At 73.1% G+C, this 13,561-nt stretch carries 11 protein-coding genes; 6 read left to right on the top strand and 5 right to left on the bottom strand.

What is annotated here, in order from left to right; genetic code table 11:
* Positions 1 to 39 precede the first annotated feature (39 nt).
* From AB0L65_RS31365 to AB0L65_RS31340, 6 genes are all read left to right on the top strand, one after another.
* Positions 40 to 897 carry a thiopeptide-type bacteriocin biosynthesis protein gene (locus AB0L65_RS31365; protein ID WP_364252382.1) on the top strand — a complete coding sequence of 286 codons (858 nt, stop codon included), beginning with the start codon at positions 40 to 42 and terminating at the stop codon, positions 895 to 897.
* Positions 898 to 902: 5 nt separating this feature from the next.
* Positions 903 to 3,272 (top strand): lantibiotic dehydratase, encoded by a 2,370-nt coding sequence (locus AB0L65_RS31360; protein ID WP_364252793.1) that lies wholly within the window; start codon positions 903 to 905, stop codon positions 3,270 to 3,272.
* Positions 3,273 to 3,325: 53 nt separating this feature from the next.
* Positions 3,326 to 3,472, top strand: a complete 147-nt coding sequence (locus AB0L65_RS31355) for a hypothetical protein (protein WP_363982701.1) — start codon at positions 3,326 to 3,328, stop codon at positions 3,470 to 3,472.
* A gap of 83 nt (positions 3,473 to 3,555) precedes the next feature.
* Positions 3,556 to 4,737 (top strand): lanthionine synthetase LanC family protein, encoded by a 1,182-nt coding sequence (locus AB0L65_RS31350; RefSeq protein WP_364252379.1) that lies wholly within the window; start codon positions 3,556 to 3,558, stop codon positions 4,735 to 4,737.
* Positions 4,710 to 6,533 (top strand): ABC transporter ATP-binding protein, encoded by a 1,824-nt coding sequence (locus AB0L65_RS31345; protein WP_364252376.1) that lies wholly within the window; start codon positions 4,710 to 4,712, stop codon positions 6,531 to 6,533. Before AB0L65_RS31350 ends, AB0L65_RS31345 begins: the two co-directional genes overlap by 28 nt.
* Complete coding sequence (locus AB0L65_RS31340) at positions 6,526 to 8,394, top strand: ABC transporter ATP-binding protein (RefSeq protein ID WP_364252373.1); 1,869 nt, start codon at positions 6,526 to 6,528, stop codon at positions 8,392 to 8,394. Before AB0L65_RS31345 ends, AB0L65_RS31340 begins: the two co-directional genes overlap by 8 nt.
* Here the strand turns inward: AB0L65_RS31340 and AB0L65_RS31335 are convergent.
* The 5 genes from AB0L65_RS31335 to AB0L65_RS31315 all read right to left on the bottom strand — a co-directional run bounded on the left by AB0L65_RS31335 (position 8,391) and on the right by AB0L65_RS31315 (position 13,552).
* Positions 8,391 to 9,875: a protein kinase gene (locus tag AB0L65_RS31335; RefSeq protein WP_364252366.1), complete on the bottom strand. Its 1,485-nt coding sequence runs from the start codon at positions 9,873 to 9,875 to the stop codon at positions 8,391 to 8,393. The two genes, AB0L65_RS31340 and AB0L65_RS31335, sit on opposite strands and share 4 nt — an antisense overlap.
* Positions 9,875 to 11,353 carry a protein kinase gene (locus AB0L65_RS31330; RefSeq protein WP_364252363.1) on the bottom strand — a complete coding sequence of 493 codons (1,479 nt, stop codon included), beginning with the start codon at positions 11,351 to 11,353 and terminating at the stop codon, positions 9,875 to 9,877. The genes AB0L65_RS31335 and AB0L65_RS31330 overlap by 1 nt, the downstream gene beginning before the upstream one ends.
* 222 nt (positions 11,354 to 11,575) lie before the next feature.
* Entirely contained in the window at positions 11,576 to 12,805 is a 1,230-nt protein-coding gene (locus AB0L65_RS31325; protein ID WP_364252361.1) for an MFS transporter, read from the bottom strand.
* A complete protein-coding gene (locus AB0L65_RS31320) occupies positions 12,796 to 13,296 on the bottom strand; it encodes a MarR family transcriptional regulator (RefSeq protein WP_364252359.1) in 501 nt (166 codons plus the stop codon). The genes AB0L65_RS31325 and AB0L65_RS31320 overlap by 10 nt, the downstream gene beginning before the upstream one ends.
* 40 nt (positions 13,297 to 13,336) lie before the next feature.
* Positions 13,337 to 13,552, bottom strand: coding sequence for a hypothetical protein (locus AB0L65_RS31315; RefSeq protein ID WP_364252356.1), 216 nt, complete (start codon positions 13,550 to 13,552; stop codon positions 13,337 to 13,339).
* Positions 13,553 to 13,561: the final 9 nt, after the last annotated feature.

The following is a 13,561-nucleotide window of genomic DNA, read 5'->3' as shown; positions in this document are numbered from 1 at the left end:
CCCTGACGATCGTAGAGACGGCACCGAGGAGGTGGGCGAATGAAGCGGTCGGCGGAGTCCGAGGTCCTGCCGGGGACGGTCCTGGAGGACACGGCGGAGCGCTGGCTCCAGTTCGGTCTCACACCGATTCCGGAGCGGTCCGGCGACCTCTACGCGGAGCTGGCCGGGACCGCCCGGCAGGCCGTCCGCGACGGGCTGGCCCGCGACTTCTTCTTCATGCACAAGCCCCCCGGCCTGCGCATCCGGTTCCGGCCGGCGTCGCCCGAGCTCGACCCGCTGGTGCGCGACCGGCTGACCGCCTGGCGGAGGGACGGCGTGCTCGGCGACTGGCGTCCCGGCGTGTACGAGCCGGAGACGTACCTGTTCGGCGGGCCGGAGTCGATGCGCAGCGTCCATCGGGTCTTCACCGCCGACTCGCTGGCCTGGCTCGACTACCACCGGCTCCGCCTGGCCGGTCACGGCCCCGGCCCCTCGTGGGCGATGTCGCTGCTGCTGCTCCGGTCGCTGTTCGGCGCGCTGCAGATCGTGGGCTGGGAGGATCTCGGGGTCTGGGAGCGGGTACGACGGCACCGCCCCCTCGCCGCGACCGCCGTCGCGGATCCGCGGTTCGCGCGGCTGGCCGCGGCGCTGCGAAAGGTCTGGCCGTCGCCCGACGCGCTGGCCGCCAAGCTGTCCCCCGAGGCGGCGGACCTCGCCGAGGACCACCGGCAGGTCGTCCGGCAGGAGGGCGAGCGCTGGTTCCGCGACTACTTCGAGAGCGGATTGGCCGCCATGGGACCGCGCGCGGTGGCGTCGTACCTGGTCATCTTCCACTGGAACCGGGCGAACCTGCCGTCGGTGCGGCAGGCCCTGATCGCCGAGGCGCTGCTGGCCCGTGAAGAGGGTGACGCGCGGTGACCACGATGAGCGAATCGGCCGTGCTCCGCGTCGCGGGGCTGCCCATCCGGCTCTGGCTGGCGGCCTCCTCCCCCGACCTGTTCGCGTGCGTACGCGCGCTGAACCACGTCCACGACGACTACCTCCGGGAGGCGTCCGACCTCGCCGGACGGCTCGGGGACGAGGTGGTGCCGAGGCCGGAGCTGCCGGCCGCGGCACGGCGGGCGGTCCTCGCCGTACGGCGCCGCCTGCACCAGGGCCAGGCCCTCACCGGCGACCAGGCCCGCCGCCTGCGCGAGATCGTGGCGGCCCCGGGCCTGACCGCCCACCTGGACCGCGTGGCCTCGCTGTCCGCCGAGCTCCTGTGGCTGGAGGAGCAGGCGGAGGCGCAGGTCGAGAAGGAGCACGACCGCCTGCTGGAGGCGCCGTGGCACCTGCTCGGCTCCGTGCCCGGCGGCCGGGCCTGCCTGACCTCCGACGTGCTCGCGGACATCGAGCGGCGGCTGGCCCAAGGCGAGCCGTGGACCTCCAAGAAGCTGCGCAGGCGCAGCGACTACCTCTGGCGGATGATCGCCCGCGGCGCGGTCAAGACCACGCCGCGGACCTGGCTGGGCCAGGTGTCACTGGTGCCCGTGGCGGAACAGTCGTCCGGCCTCTCGGTGAACGGCCAGGTCGCCGTCGACTGGACGGAGAACGTGCACGCCAGGAGGCTGGAGCTGGCACGATCGGCCGCGGACCGGCTGCGCCGGGATCACCGGCTGTCGATGACCCCCCTGCACCGGGTGGAGGGCGACCGCCTCGCGGTCTGGACGGTCGATCCGGCCTCCGCCACGCCCGACCTGCTCGTCTACCGGCTGCGGCGGAGCCCCGCGCTCGACCGCATCGTCGAGTCCCTGCGATCCGGCGTCCGGCCGGTGTCCGCGCTGGAGGCCGGCTCGCCTCCGGGTCTCGTCGGCAAGCTCGTCCGGCTCGGCGTGCTCGAGGTCTCGGCGCCGCTGAGACAGCGGCGCGGCCGATGGGAGAAGACCTCCGGCTCGACCGCCTCCGACGCCGGTGCCGGGTTCGTCGACGTGTACCGGCGCGCCGACGGCGCCTTCACCGCCGACCTGGCGGTCCTGCAGCGGGCCTTCGAGCAGTACCGCAGGCTCGGCCTGCTGATCGGCGAGGACGAGCCCAAGCCGGAGAGCAGGCTCCGGGAACGGATCGGCCCGCGACCGCGCCCCGTCATGGACGTGTTCGCCGAGGAGCTGGCGGCCCGGACCGAGGAGGGAGAGCTGAACCACCGGACTCTCCCGCAGAACGCCTGGCCACCGGCACACCGCCCCGGCTCCGGCTACGCGCGGCTCCTGGACCTGATGGCCGCGTCGCCGGACGCGGCACCCGTCATCGACATCACCCCGGCGATGCTCGACGCCGTCGGGGCACCGGACGCCCCGATCACCTGGCCGGTCGACTGCGTGGTCCGCCCGCTCCCCGGCGGCGGGTGGGTGCTGGACAACGCCGGCCCGGCCGCGGTCCTCGACGCGCGCTTCGTCGAGACGCTGCGGCGGCTGCACGGGGCGGTGCCGGCCGCCGACGCCTACCGGGCGTTTCTCGCCGAGCTCGACCGAATCAGTGGCGTACCGTCAGTTGAGCTGCTGATTCCGCCGCTGGTACCGCAGGCCGCCAACGCGATCCGCAGGCCGAGGTACACCTCCCTCTGGACCGGCGACCCCGACCCCGGCCATTACGGCACGACGTGGCGTACCGGGGCGGCGCGGTACCTGCCGCTGGGAGAGCTCACCGCGCATCGTGAAGCGGATCGGGTCGTGATCTCCCACGCCGGCAGGCCCGTACGGATCTGCACCCATGCGACGCGCAGCCCCCTGACGCCGTGGAGCGTGCTGACCCGGATCCTGTGCGCCGACTCCCAGCAGCATGCCCCCCGGTTCCGCCGGTTGCGCTGCTCGCTCACCGCGTTCCCCGGACGCTCCTTCGTCCCCCGGATCACCGTGGCGGGATCGCTGGTGGTCTCCGCCGCGCAGTGGCGGATCGCCGCCGATCGGCTGGACCTCGCCGGCGGCGGAGACCTGGCCGGGCTACGGGCGCTCAGCAGGCTGCGGGACCGGCTCGGGCTGCCCCGGTGGGTGTTCGTCGCCGGCCCGTCCGGATACCGGCCGCTGGCCTGCGACCTGGAAAGCGTGCGCGCGGTCCGGGTGTTCGAGCAGGCCCTCAAGGAGCTCGCGGCCGGGGACGAGCTCACCGTCACGGAGATGTTGCCCGCGGCCGACGAGCTGAGCGTGTCGGACCACGGTACCGAGCGCGTGGCCTCCGAGGTCGCCGTTCGATTGCCCCACGCGGTGCCGCCCACAGCGCTGGCGGCCGCCGCGGCCCAGATTTCGGCCGGAACGACGTGACCGGCCGGATGCCCGAAACACCCCGTCAAGACAAGACAGAAAGGTGGCCAGCCATGTCCGAGAACACCACCCCCGAGCCCCAGGACATCCCCGAGCCCCAGGACGACGTCGAGGAACTGGTCGACGAGCTCGAGGTCCACAGCATTTCGGACCCCGCGTTCACCGACCCGTGCAGCGGAATGTGCACCGGGACCTGCTGAACCGCGATCGCCAGGGGCGCCGCGAACAGGCGGCGTCCTTGGCGATCCACATGTGAGCCGGCATCCGCTGAAAGGGCATCGTCGTGACATCGACCCACGTGCTCGAACGAGCCGCCGTGCAGGCGGTCGCCGAGACACTCCTTCGGGAATACGCCGTGCCGGCCGAGCCGGCGCAGAACAGGCCGGACTCCGGACCGGCCATCCTCGCCGCGCTGGCCGCCGGTCAGACTCGTCCGCCGGATGAGTCAGCCGCCTCCCGCGCCGTGGTCACGTGGCTGCGCGACTTCCGCAGCCCTCACTACCACCCGGGCCTTTTCGGCGGCGGCGCGTCGTCCAGGATGTTCGGCCTGCGGATCGCCGCCACGGCGTGGCCGCGGCTGAACGAGCCGCTGGCGAAACAGCGGGCCAGGCTCATCGAGTACGTGGCCGCCCCGCGCTGGCGGACCGCGAACGTCGGATGGGAGGACTACGACCTCATCGTGGGCCCGGCGGGTGTCCTCGTGGCGTTCGCCATCGATCCCGGCATCGACGCCGCGGGCCGGGCACCGCTGATCGCCCGGCTGGCGCTGCTCTGCGAGGACGAGGCACTGTCCAGGTTGCGGGTGGGCCAGTACCAGGGCGAGAAGCTGCGCGGCTGGAACGTCGACCGCATCAATCTGGGCCTGGCCCACGGGCTGCCCGGCATCGTGACCGCCCTGCGCGCCGCCGCCGACGCCGACGGGCTGAGTGAGGAGCTGAACGACCTGCTGCGCCGGCTCGCGGGCCGGCTGGTGGCCGAATCCTACGTCGACGACAGAGGTGTGATCACCTGGCCGTTCGGGACCACCCGGCTGGACGGCCATCGCGCGCCCAAGGGAAACGGGCTGCGGCAGGCGTGGTGCTACGGCTGTCCCGGCAACGCCTGGACACTGTGGGAGGCCGCACGCGTGCTCGGCGACGACGACCTGGCCGCCTTCGCCCTCGAGTCGGCGCGATCGTTCCTGGCGGCGTACGACGATGACCTTTATCTGGACGACCTGGGCATCTGCCACGGGGCCGCCGGACTGATGCTCGTGTTCGACTCCTTCGCCCGATGCGCCGGGCTGCCGGAGGCGGCGAAACTCGCGGATCACCTGACGGACCACCTCATGGGCCGCCTCGACGAGCCCGCCGCGCTCGCGGAGACCGGCTGGTCATTACTGATGGGCGCACCCGGGATGCTGTCCGCGCTGCTGACGAGGAGCGGAGGTGACCGGCGATGGCTGGCCGGACTGGGACTGAGGTGACCGGCGGTCGCGGCGCGAGCGGCGTGCTGGAGGTGGTCCGCCTCCTGCCGCGCGTGTCGCTCCCGCTGACCGCTGCCCTGACCGCCGTCGTGCTCCTGCAGGCCCTGCTGAGTAGCGGATTCATGCTGGCCGGCGCCGCCGTCGTCGGAGACGTGGCAAGCCGTGCGGCAGGGGACGCGGGCCTCGCGCTGGATCTGGCCGTCTTCATCGCCGTCTTCGTGGCGCGGCTGGCCCTCACGCCCGTCCAGGGGATGATCTCCAGCGAGCTGGCGCGGCGGCTCAACGCGACGCTCGGCCAGACGACCCTCGAAGGAGCGCTCCGGCCGGTCGGCATCGGTCATCTCAGCGATCCCGCGATCGCCGACCGCATCCAGCTCGCGCAGGGACTGGCGACGGGCTATCCGCCCGGCGACGCCGTGACGTCTCTCACGAGGCTCGCGACCAGCCGGTTGAGCGGGCTCGCCGCGGCGATCCTGCTCGCCACCGTCGAATGGTGGCTGCCGCTGCCGCTGGCCGCCGCGTGGATCACGTTGTCCCGATGGCGGCTGCGCGAGGTCAGGAAGGCCGTGGACGCCGAGGAAGAGTCGATGCCCGCGCTCCGGCAGGCCGCCTACGCCCGGGATCTCGCGATCGGCGACGCCGCGGCCAAGGAGGTCAGGGTCTTCGGCTTCCAGGACTGGCTGCACGACCGCTTCACCCGGGCCTGGCTCGTCGGCATGGACGCGCTGGCCGGGTCGGGCCGGCTGCTCAGCAGGACGGTGGGCCCGGTCGTGCTGGCGCTGTCCCATGCCGCCGTGTTCGCGTACCTGGCCTTCGCCGTGGCGGGCGGGCGGCTCGACGTGGAGTCGATCACCGTCGCCCTGCAGGCCATCGCGGCCATGGCCGCGCTGGGCTGGATCGGGGACATCCAGTGGATCCTGGCCCAGGCGAGCGCCACCGTGCCGCACGCCCTGGCGGTCGGCCGGCTCGGGGTGGAGGCCGAGCTCAGCCGGCCGGACACCGTCGCGCCGGACGAGCGGTGGCCCGCGCAGGGGATCCGGTTCGAGGACGTACGGTTCGGCTACCCCGACCGTCCGGTCCTGAAGGGCCTGGACCTGAGCATCCCGGCCGGTTCGTCACTGGCGATCGTCGGGATGAACGGCGCCGGCAAGAGCACGCTGATCAAGTTGCTGGCCCGGCTCTACGACCCCGTCTCCGGCCGGATCACGGTCGACGGCGTGGACCTGCGTACCCTCGACCCGCTCGCCTGGCGCCGCCAGCTGGCGATCGTCTTCCAGGACTTCGTCCGCTACGAGCTGTCCCTGCGGGACAACGTCGGATTCGGACGGCTCGACGCCGACCGCTCCAACGGCGCGTTCGACCGTGCCGCCAAGCTCTCCGGCCTCAACGACTTCCTGCCCAGGCTCCCGGCGGGGTGGGACACCCCGCTCAGCCGCAGGTTCGAGGGCGGCACCGACCTGTCCGGCGGCCAGTGGCAGCGCGTCGCGCTGGCCCGCGCGCTGTTCGCGGTCGAGCACGGCGCCCGCGTGCTCGTCCTCGACGAGCCGACCGCCAACCTCGACGTGCGCGCCGAGGCCGAGATCTACCAGCACTTCCTGGAGATCACCCGCGGGCTCACCACGATCCTGGTGTCCCACCGGTTCGCCACGGTACGGCTGGCGGACCGCATCTGCGTGATCGACGGCGGCGAGGTCATCGAGTACGGCTCGCACGAGGAGCTGATGGCACTCGACGGGCGGTACGCCCACCTGTTCACCCTGCAGAGCGCGCCGTTCAGGGAGGCCCGCCATGTCTGACCGAACCTCCCCGCGCGTCGCCGTCCGGGCCATGGCCCTGCTGATCGGGGCCGCCTTCAAGGCCGACGCCCCCCGGGCCGCCCTCGTCCTCGGGCTCGCGCCCGTGGTCGGCGCGGTCGCCGCCGTGACGGCGGTCGGCCTGCAGCGCATGGTGAACTCCGCGGTCGAGGCGGACCTGCCCGGCATGCTGACCGCCGCCCTCATCCTGGCGGGCGCGCTCGTCGCCGGCCAGCTCGCGGGCACGGTCGCCGCGGACCTGCGCATCCGGCTCCAGCAGCGGGTCGGGCTCCTGCTCGACCAGCGCATCATGGCGATGACCAGCGGCCTGCCGCACCTGGACCACCACGAATATCCGCCCTATCAGGACCAGCTCGAACTGCTCCGCAGCCACCGCACCTCGCTCGGCTCGGCCTTCGGAGCCCTGGTGGAGAACCTGCGGGCGCTCGTCGCCTTCGGCTCCACCGTCGCGCTGCTGATGAGCGTCCGCCCGGAGTTCCTCCTCCTGCTGTTCCTGGCCCTGCCCACGGTGCTCGCCGTACGGCGCGGCGAGCAGGCCACCGCCAGGGCGGAGGAGACGACCGTGGCGCCGGCGCGGCTGCGGCAGGGGCTGTTCACGACCGCCTGCTCCCCGAGCGCGGCCAAGGAGCTGCGGGTCTTCGGCCTGCAGGAGGAGATCGCCGGCCGCCACCGCGCCCTGTGGGAGCAGGTCGACAGGCCCCGGCGGCAGGCGGAGGTCCGTACGGCCATGTGGACCTCCGTCGGCTGGCTGATCTTCGGCGCGGGCTTCGCCGGCGCGCTCTACCTCGTCGTCACGGCGGCGCTGCGGGGCCAGGCGAGCCCCGGTGACGTCGTCCTCACCATCGCGCTGGGCGGCCAGCTGACCGGCAGCGTCTCCGGGTTGATCCAGATGCTCACCTGGATGCAGAAGACGCTGCGCGCCATGGGCTACTACCTGTGGCTGGACGACCATGCCAGGGCCCGCATCCGGCCGCGGGAGGCCGGCGCCCCCGCGCCCTCCGCCGGCTCCGACCTCGTCCTGGAGAACGTCTCCTTCAGCTACCCGGACGCCGCCCGGCCGGTGTTGCGGGACGTGTCGCTGCGGCTTCCCGCCGGCCGCACCGTGGCCGTCGTCGGCGAGAACGGCGCCGGGAAGACGACGCTGGTCAAGCTGCTGTGCCGGCTGTACGACCCCACCGCGGGCCGGATCACGTACGGCGGGAACGACCTGGCCGGCTACGACGTCCAGGCCTGGCGCGACCGGGTGACGGCCTGCTTCCAGGACTTCTGCCGCCTGGAGTTCCTGCTGCAGGAGTCGGCCGGCATCGGCGACCTGCCCCGCATCGACGACGAGCCCGCCGTCAGGGACGCCCTCGACCGCGCGGGCGGGTCCGGCCTGCCCGGCCTGCTCCCCCATGGCCTGCGGACCCAGCTCGGCCCCACGTTCCCGGGCGGCACCGACCTGTCGGGCGGGCAGTGGCAGAAGGTCGCGCTGACCCGTTCGATGATGCGGGAGGCGCCGATCCTCCGCGTCCTCGACGAGCCGGCCGCCAGCCTCGACCCAGCGAGCGAGTACGAGATCTTCCGGCGCTTCCAGATCGCCGCGAGCCAGACGGAGAACGGCACGATCACGGTCTTCGTCTCGCACAGGTTCGCGACCGTGCGCACCGCCGACCTCATCGTGGTCCTGGACGGCGGCACGATCCGCGAGCTGGGCAGCCACGCGGAGCTCATGGCCCTGGACGGCCTGTACGCCACGCTCTACCGGCTGCACGCCAAGGGGTACGAGGAGACGAAGCCTTCGTGGACCGACGCCCTGGACAAGGACTTCGAGGACGCGTCCCCGGTGGCGGCCGAACTCTAGGAGTAGCGCTCGCACACCGTGAACGCCACTCGCCTGGTGGCCTTCGAGGGTGTCAGCAGGTGGAAGACGATCGTGTGCCGGCCCGGTTCGAAGGCGCCGAAGGGGTTGCGGCGGTTCTTGGTCGTGCCGGTGACCCAGTCCGTCTTCCAGCCCTCGTCCTGGCCGTCCACCACCCAGCGGTAGCCGTACTCCACCTGCCTGCCCGACGGGCCCCTGAGCGAGGCGACCGGGAAGAGGCTGGGCGACCAGCAGCCCTTCTCGGTCCGCAGGCCGTCCAGCGTCAGCGACACCAGGCGTACCGTCCCCGCCGGCGCGGCCGTGGTCTTCGTGGCCTTCGTGGTCTTCGTGGGCTTGGGGGTCGGCCGGGCGCGGGAGACGGTGGGGGTGGGGGTGGAGCCGGCCGTCCTGGTGGGACGCGCCTTCCGGACGGGCGCGCTGGGCGTCTTGGCGGGGGTCCTGGCAGGTTTCTTGGCCGACGCGCTGGGTGCGCCGGTGGCGCCCTGGCCCGCGGCCGAGGGTGAGGGCGCGGGTGTCGTCGCCACGCTGGGGGCGGCCGTCGTCGCCGGTGCGGGCATCCACATGATCGCCCCGGCCACCAGGGCCCCGGCCACCGCCAGTGCCCCGGCGCCGGCCAGCAGCGCCTTTCCGCGCGGGCGGCTCGCCCCGGCGCCATCCCGGCGGCCCGCGACCTCGCCCGTCGGGCCGGTGGGCGGGGCGCCGATGAGCCGGAGCAGGACGTCCTGCATGGCGGGCCGGGCGGCGGGGTCCTTGGCCAGGCAGGCCAGCACGATCGGGCGCAGCGGACCCGGCAGGTCGCCCAGGTACGGCTGGTCGTGCAGGATGCGCCGGATCACCGCGGGCAGCGAGTCGTTGCCGAACGGAGGCGTCCCGGTGGCGGCGAACACCATCACCGACGCCCACGCGAACACGTCCACCGCGGGACCGAGCGGGGCGCCCGCGAGCTGCTCGGGCGCCATGTACGCGGGCGTGCCGACGATGCTGCTCGTCACGGTCAGCGAATGGCCGGCCGCGCGGGCGATCCCGAAGTCGATGACCCGCGGCCCGTCCCGGCCGAGCAGCACGTTGGCGGGCTTGAAGTCGCGATGCACCACCCCGGCCCGGTGGATGGCCGCCAGCGCGGTCGCGGTCGCCACCGCGAGCCGCTGCAGGTCGGCGCCGAAGTGGCGACCGGCCTGATGGAGCGAGGGCCCTTCGACGTACTCGGTCACGATGTACGGCCGGCCGCCCAGCGAGGCGTCGAGCACCTGAGCGATGCAGAACGGCTCCACCCGGCGCGCCGCGTCGATCTCCTTGGCGAAGCGATGGTCGTCGGCCAGGCCGTCCACCAGCACCTTCACCGCGACCCGCCGCCCGTCCGGCCCCTGCCCGAGGTAGACCACCCCTTGGCCGCCCACGCCCAGCCGCCCGAGCAGCCGGTAGGGGCCCACGGCCGGGGGATCCTCCGGCAGGAGCGGGTTCATCACTCCGTCCCGACCGGGCAGATGGTGAACGAGAGCGCCCTGGACGCCGTCGCGGGCGAGGTGACGCGGAGCGTGATCTTGTGAGGGCCGTTCGACGTCACGAGCGGGCCGACGACCTGCATGGTGTGGGATTCGGCGATGACGGACTCGGAGCGCTCGACCACGCGTCCGTCCAGGATCCATTCGTAGTGGAACCTGGTGGCCAGCTTGGTCCCCTCGACCAGGCCGAAGGTGTTGGTCTGGCCGATCTGGCAGTCCTGGGTGTTGGCCTTCCTGGCGCCCATGGCCCGGATCCACACCACCCGGAAGGAACCACCGCCCGACGAGGGCTTCGCCGACGCGGTCGTCGGCTTGGGAGCGGGCTGCGTCGGCTTCACGGTCTTCTTCACGGTCGGGGTCACCGGCTCCGACGGGCTCTTGCTCCTTTTCGGACGCTGGCGCGCTTTGGTCGGAGTCGAAGCGGGAGCCGGGGTCGAGGTCCGGGCCGGCGTCCCGGCGGAGGTCAACGCCAGCGCCTGCGTGCTCGGCCGCTGTGGCTGGAACCGGACGTTCGTGGCGGCCCAGGCGACGGCGCCCGCGACCGCCAGCGCCCCCACCCCGGAGACGACCGCGATGACCGCCGTCCCCTTCCCGCGCCGCCGCCGTCCCGGGACCGTGGACACACCGCTGCCGCCGCCGGCCCCGGCCGGAGGCCCGGGGGCCTGTCCGCCCAGGACCCACAGCAACACGTCCTGCATGCTCGGCCGGTGGGCCGGATCCTTGGCCAGGCACGCCAGGAGGATCGTGCGCAGCGGTTGCGGCAGGTCGCCGACCTGCGGCTCGTTGTGCAGGATGCGGTTGATCACCGCGGGCAGCGAGTCCTCGCCGAACGGAGGCGTCCCGGTGGCGGCGAACACCATCACCGACGCCCACGCGAACACGTCCACGGCCGGCCCGATCCGCTCACCGGCGAGCTGCTCGGGCGCCATGTACGCGGGCGTCCCCACGATGCTGCTGGTGGCCGTCGCCCCCGCTTCGACGGACCGGGCGATCCCGAAGTCGATCACCCGCGGCCCGCCCTGCCCGAGCAGCACGTTGGCGGGCTTGAAGTCGCGGTGGACGATGCCCGCCTGGTGGATGGCCGCCAGCGCGGTCGCGGTCGCCACCGCGAGCCGCTGCAGATCGGCGCCGACGTGACGACCGGCCTGCTGAAGCGAGGGCCCTTCGACGTACTCGGTCACGATGTACGGCCGCGGGCCCAGCGAGGCGTCGAGCACCTGCGCGATGCAGAACGGCTCCACCCGCCGCGCCGCGTCGATCTCCTTGGCGAACCGCTCGTCGGCGAGCCCCTCGCGCAGCACTTTGATCGCGACCGGGCGGCCGTCGGGTCCCTGGCTCAGGTAGACCACCCCTTGGCCGCCCGCACCCAGCCGCCCGAACAGCCGGTAGGGCCCCACGGCCGTGGGATCGCCCTCCCGCAGAGGCTCGACGCGCGACATGGGACTCCTGTGACGACAGTAGGGGATCTTCGGCACCATAGCGGGAAATGTCAGGCGCAGTGAGCCAGTCGGGTAAACCCGCGCGAGATCAGGCGGGTACTCGGTGACGATGACCTCGGGGTCGGCCGTCTCGTGGACGGTGACCCGGTCGATCCTCGAATGCCCGCGCCCGACCTCACCGCTCACGAACGCCGTCGCTCGACCGCTCCCGCAGCATCCTGGCTAGGGGGCGGTGGAGGAGCGGCGGAGGTCCGGGGTGGTCGCGCCCACCGCGGCGACGGCGGCGAGGCAGAGCAGGCCGCCGCTGATCAGCGCCGCCGCTCCCGAGGTGGCGTCCGCGACGAGGCCTCCGCGCATGTTGCCGAGGTCGGGGCCGGCCTGCCCGACGATCTGTTCGGCGGCGCTGACCCGGCCGAGCAGCTCGTTCGGGGTGTGCAGCTGGACGATCGTGCTCCGGGACACCACGGAGACGGTGTCGGCGGCGCCGGCCAGGACGAGGAAGGCCAGCCCGGCCCACGGGCCGGTCGACACGCCGAACAGCGCGAGCGCCCCGCCCCACGTGGCGGATCCGGCGAGCATGACCAGGCCGGGCCGGGGCAGCCGGGTGAAGGTCCCGGAGAAGACGGAGGCCACGACGCCACCGACGGCCATGGCCGTGAGGAACAGCCCGAGTGTGCGCGGGTCGCCGCCGAACCGCTCCGCGTTGATCAAGGGGAACAGGCTGATCGGCATGGACAGCACAGTGGTGGCGAGGTCCGTGAGCAGCGCTCCGCGAACGACGGGAGTGCGGGACAGGAAGGCCAGGCCGTCCAGCACGCCGCGCAGTCCGGGACGGGCGGGCGCGCCCTCGGGACTCATCCGCGGCAGACCGATCACGCCGTAGAACGCGGCGACGAAGGTGAGCGTGTCGATCAGGTAGCAGCCGCCGACGCCCAGCGCGCCCACGATCAGCCCGCCCAGCGCGGGTCCCATCAGCATGGCGCCCTGGAAGGAGATGCGCCTCAGCGCCAGCCCGGCGGCCAGCTGGTGCTTGGGCAGGAGGTGCGCGATGAACGTACGGGAGGCCGGGCCTCCGACAGCCCCGAAGCAGGAATGCGCGACCACCAGCCCCAGGATCCCGGCGGGCGGGAGGGGCCCGAAGAAGCCCTGGAGCGTGAGAAGGAGCGAGCACACGGCATGCCCGACGGTCGTGATCAGGCAGAGCCTCCGGCGATCCACCCGGTCGACGAGCGATCCGGCGAACAGGCCGAGCACGACGAGCGGGATCGCCTGCGCCAGGCCGACGGCGCCGGTCCACGCGGTGCTGCCGGTCATCTCCCAGACCTGGAACATCACCGCGACGATCGTCATCTGGCCGCCGAAACCGGACAGGGCCTGGCCGATCCATAACCGCCGGAACCGCGGTGACGACCGGAGCGGGGTCACGTCGAGCAGCGTGCTCCTCAGCCCCACTCGGGGTCCTGTGCCAGCTTCTCGGCGATCCGGTCGTGGAAGCTCCGGCGTTCGAGGGCCTGCTCGATGTCGGTGACGACCCGGGAGAGCGGATAGGGGACCTCGGCCTCGAGGTCGGCGAGGGCGGCCTCGGTGGCCCGCCACTCCGCCGCCAGGCGGCCGACGACGCCGCGGGCGCGGTCGGTGAGCGTCACCTTCTTGCTGCGCGCGTCGTCGCCCGCGACGGTCTCGACCCAGCCGGCCTCGCGCATCGCGGCCACCTTCTGGCTGAGCGCGGAATGCGTCCGGTTGACCGACTCGGCCAGCTCGGTGATGGTCATCGGTCCGCGGGCGTGCAGCCGGAGCAGCTCCATCACGTAGCTCGGCTTGAGCCCCTCGATCCGCTCCTCGGCGTAGATCCGGGCGATGTCGGCGTCCATCGACGCCTGGAGCAGTCGCAGCGGGCGCCAGAGGCTCTGCCTGCTGGGGTCGAGCTCATGGGGATCGGCCATGAGCCAATCGTAACAGCACTTATATAAGCACTGTTAGATGTCAGGCATGGCGCCGCACCCGCTCGTACGCGCACCTGGCCGACCGGCCTCGCCGAAGGCGGCGGCGAGCGGCGGCCGGGCCGCAGCAAGGCGGCACGAACACGGGCGCGGTGCGGGGCGGACGACCCCGGCGGGACAGATACCGCCCCACGTTCCGCCGCAGGATGACGGTGCCGGCCAGCACCACCAAGGCGATGAGGAAGGCGCTTTCGGCCACTTTTCTCGC

The sequence above is a fragment of the Nonomuraea sp. NPDC052116 genome (genome assembly GCF_040680035.1).
Taxonomy (GTDB): domain Bacteria; phylum Actinomycetota; class Actinomycetes; order Streptosporangiales; family Streptosporangiaceae; genus Nonomuraea; species Nonomuraea angiospora_A.
This window is presented reverse-complemented; position numbering and strand designations above follow the sequence as displayed.

Coding starts and splice junctions, on each gene's coding strand:
- AB0L65_RS31330 (WP_364252363.1), bottom strand. CDS start 11,353: ATGTCGCGCGTCGAGCCTCTGCGGGAGGGCGATCCCACGGCCGTGGGG.
- AB0L65_RS31335 (WP_364252366.1), bottom strand. CDS start 9,875: ATGAACCCGCTCCTGCCGGAGGATCCCCCGGCCGTGGGCCCCTACCGG.
- AB0L65_RS31355 (WP_363982701.1), top strand. CDS start 3,326: ATGTCCGAGAACACCACCCCCGAGCCCCAGGACATCCCCGAGCCCCAG.
- AB0L65_RS31365 (WP_364252382.1), top strand. CDS start 40: ATGAAGCGGTCGGCGGAGTCCGAGGTCCTGCCGGGGACGGTCCTGGAG.
- AB0L65_RS31320 (WP_364252359.1), bottom strand. CDS start 13,296: ATGGCCGATCCCCATGAGCTCGACCCCAGCAGGCAGAGCCTCTGGCGC.
- AB0L65_RS31345 (WP_364252376.1), top strand. CDS start 4,710: ATGGCTGGCCGGACTGGGACTGAGGTGACCGGCGGTCGCGGCGCGAGC.
- AB0L65_RS31340 (WP_364252373.1), top strand. CDS start 6,526: ATGTCTGACCGAACCTCCCCGCGCGTCGCCGTCCGGGCCATGGCCCTG.
- AB0L65_RS31360 (WP_364252793.1), top strand. CDS start 903: ATGAGCGAATCGGCCGTGCTCCGCGTCGCGGGGCTGCCCATCCGGCTC.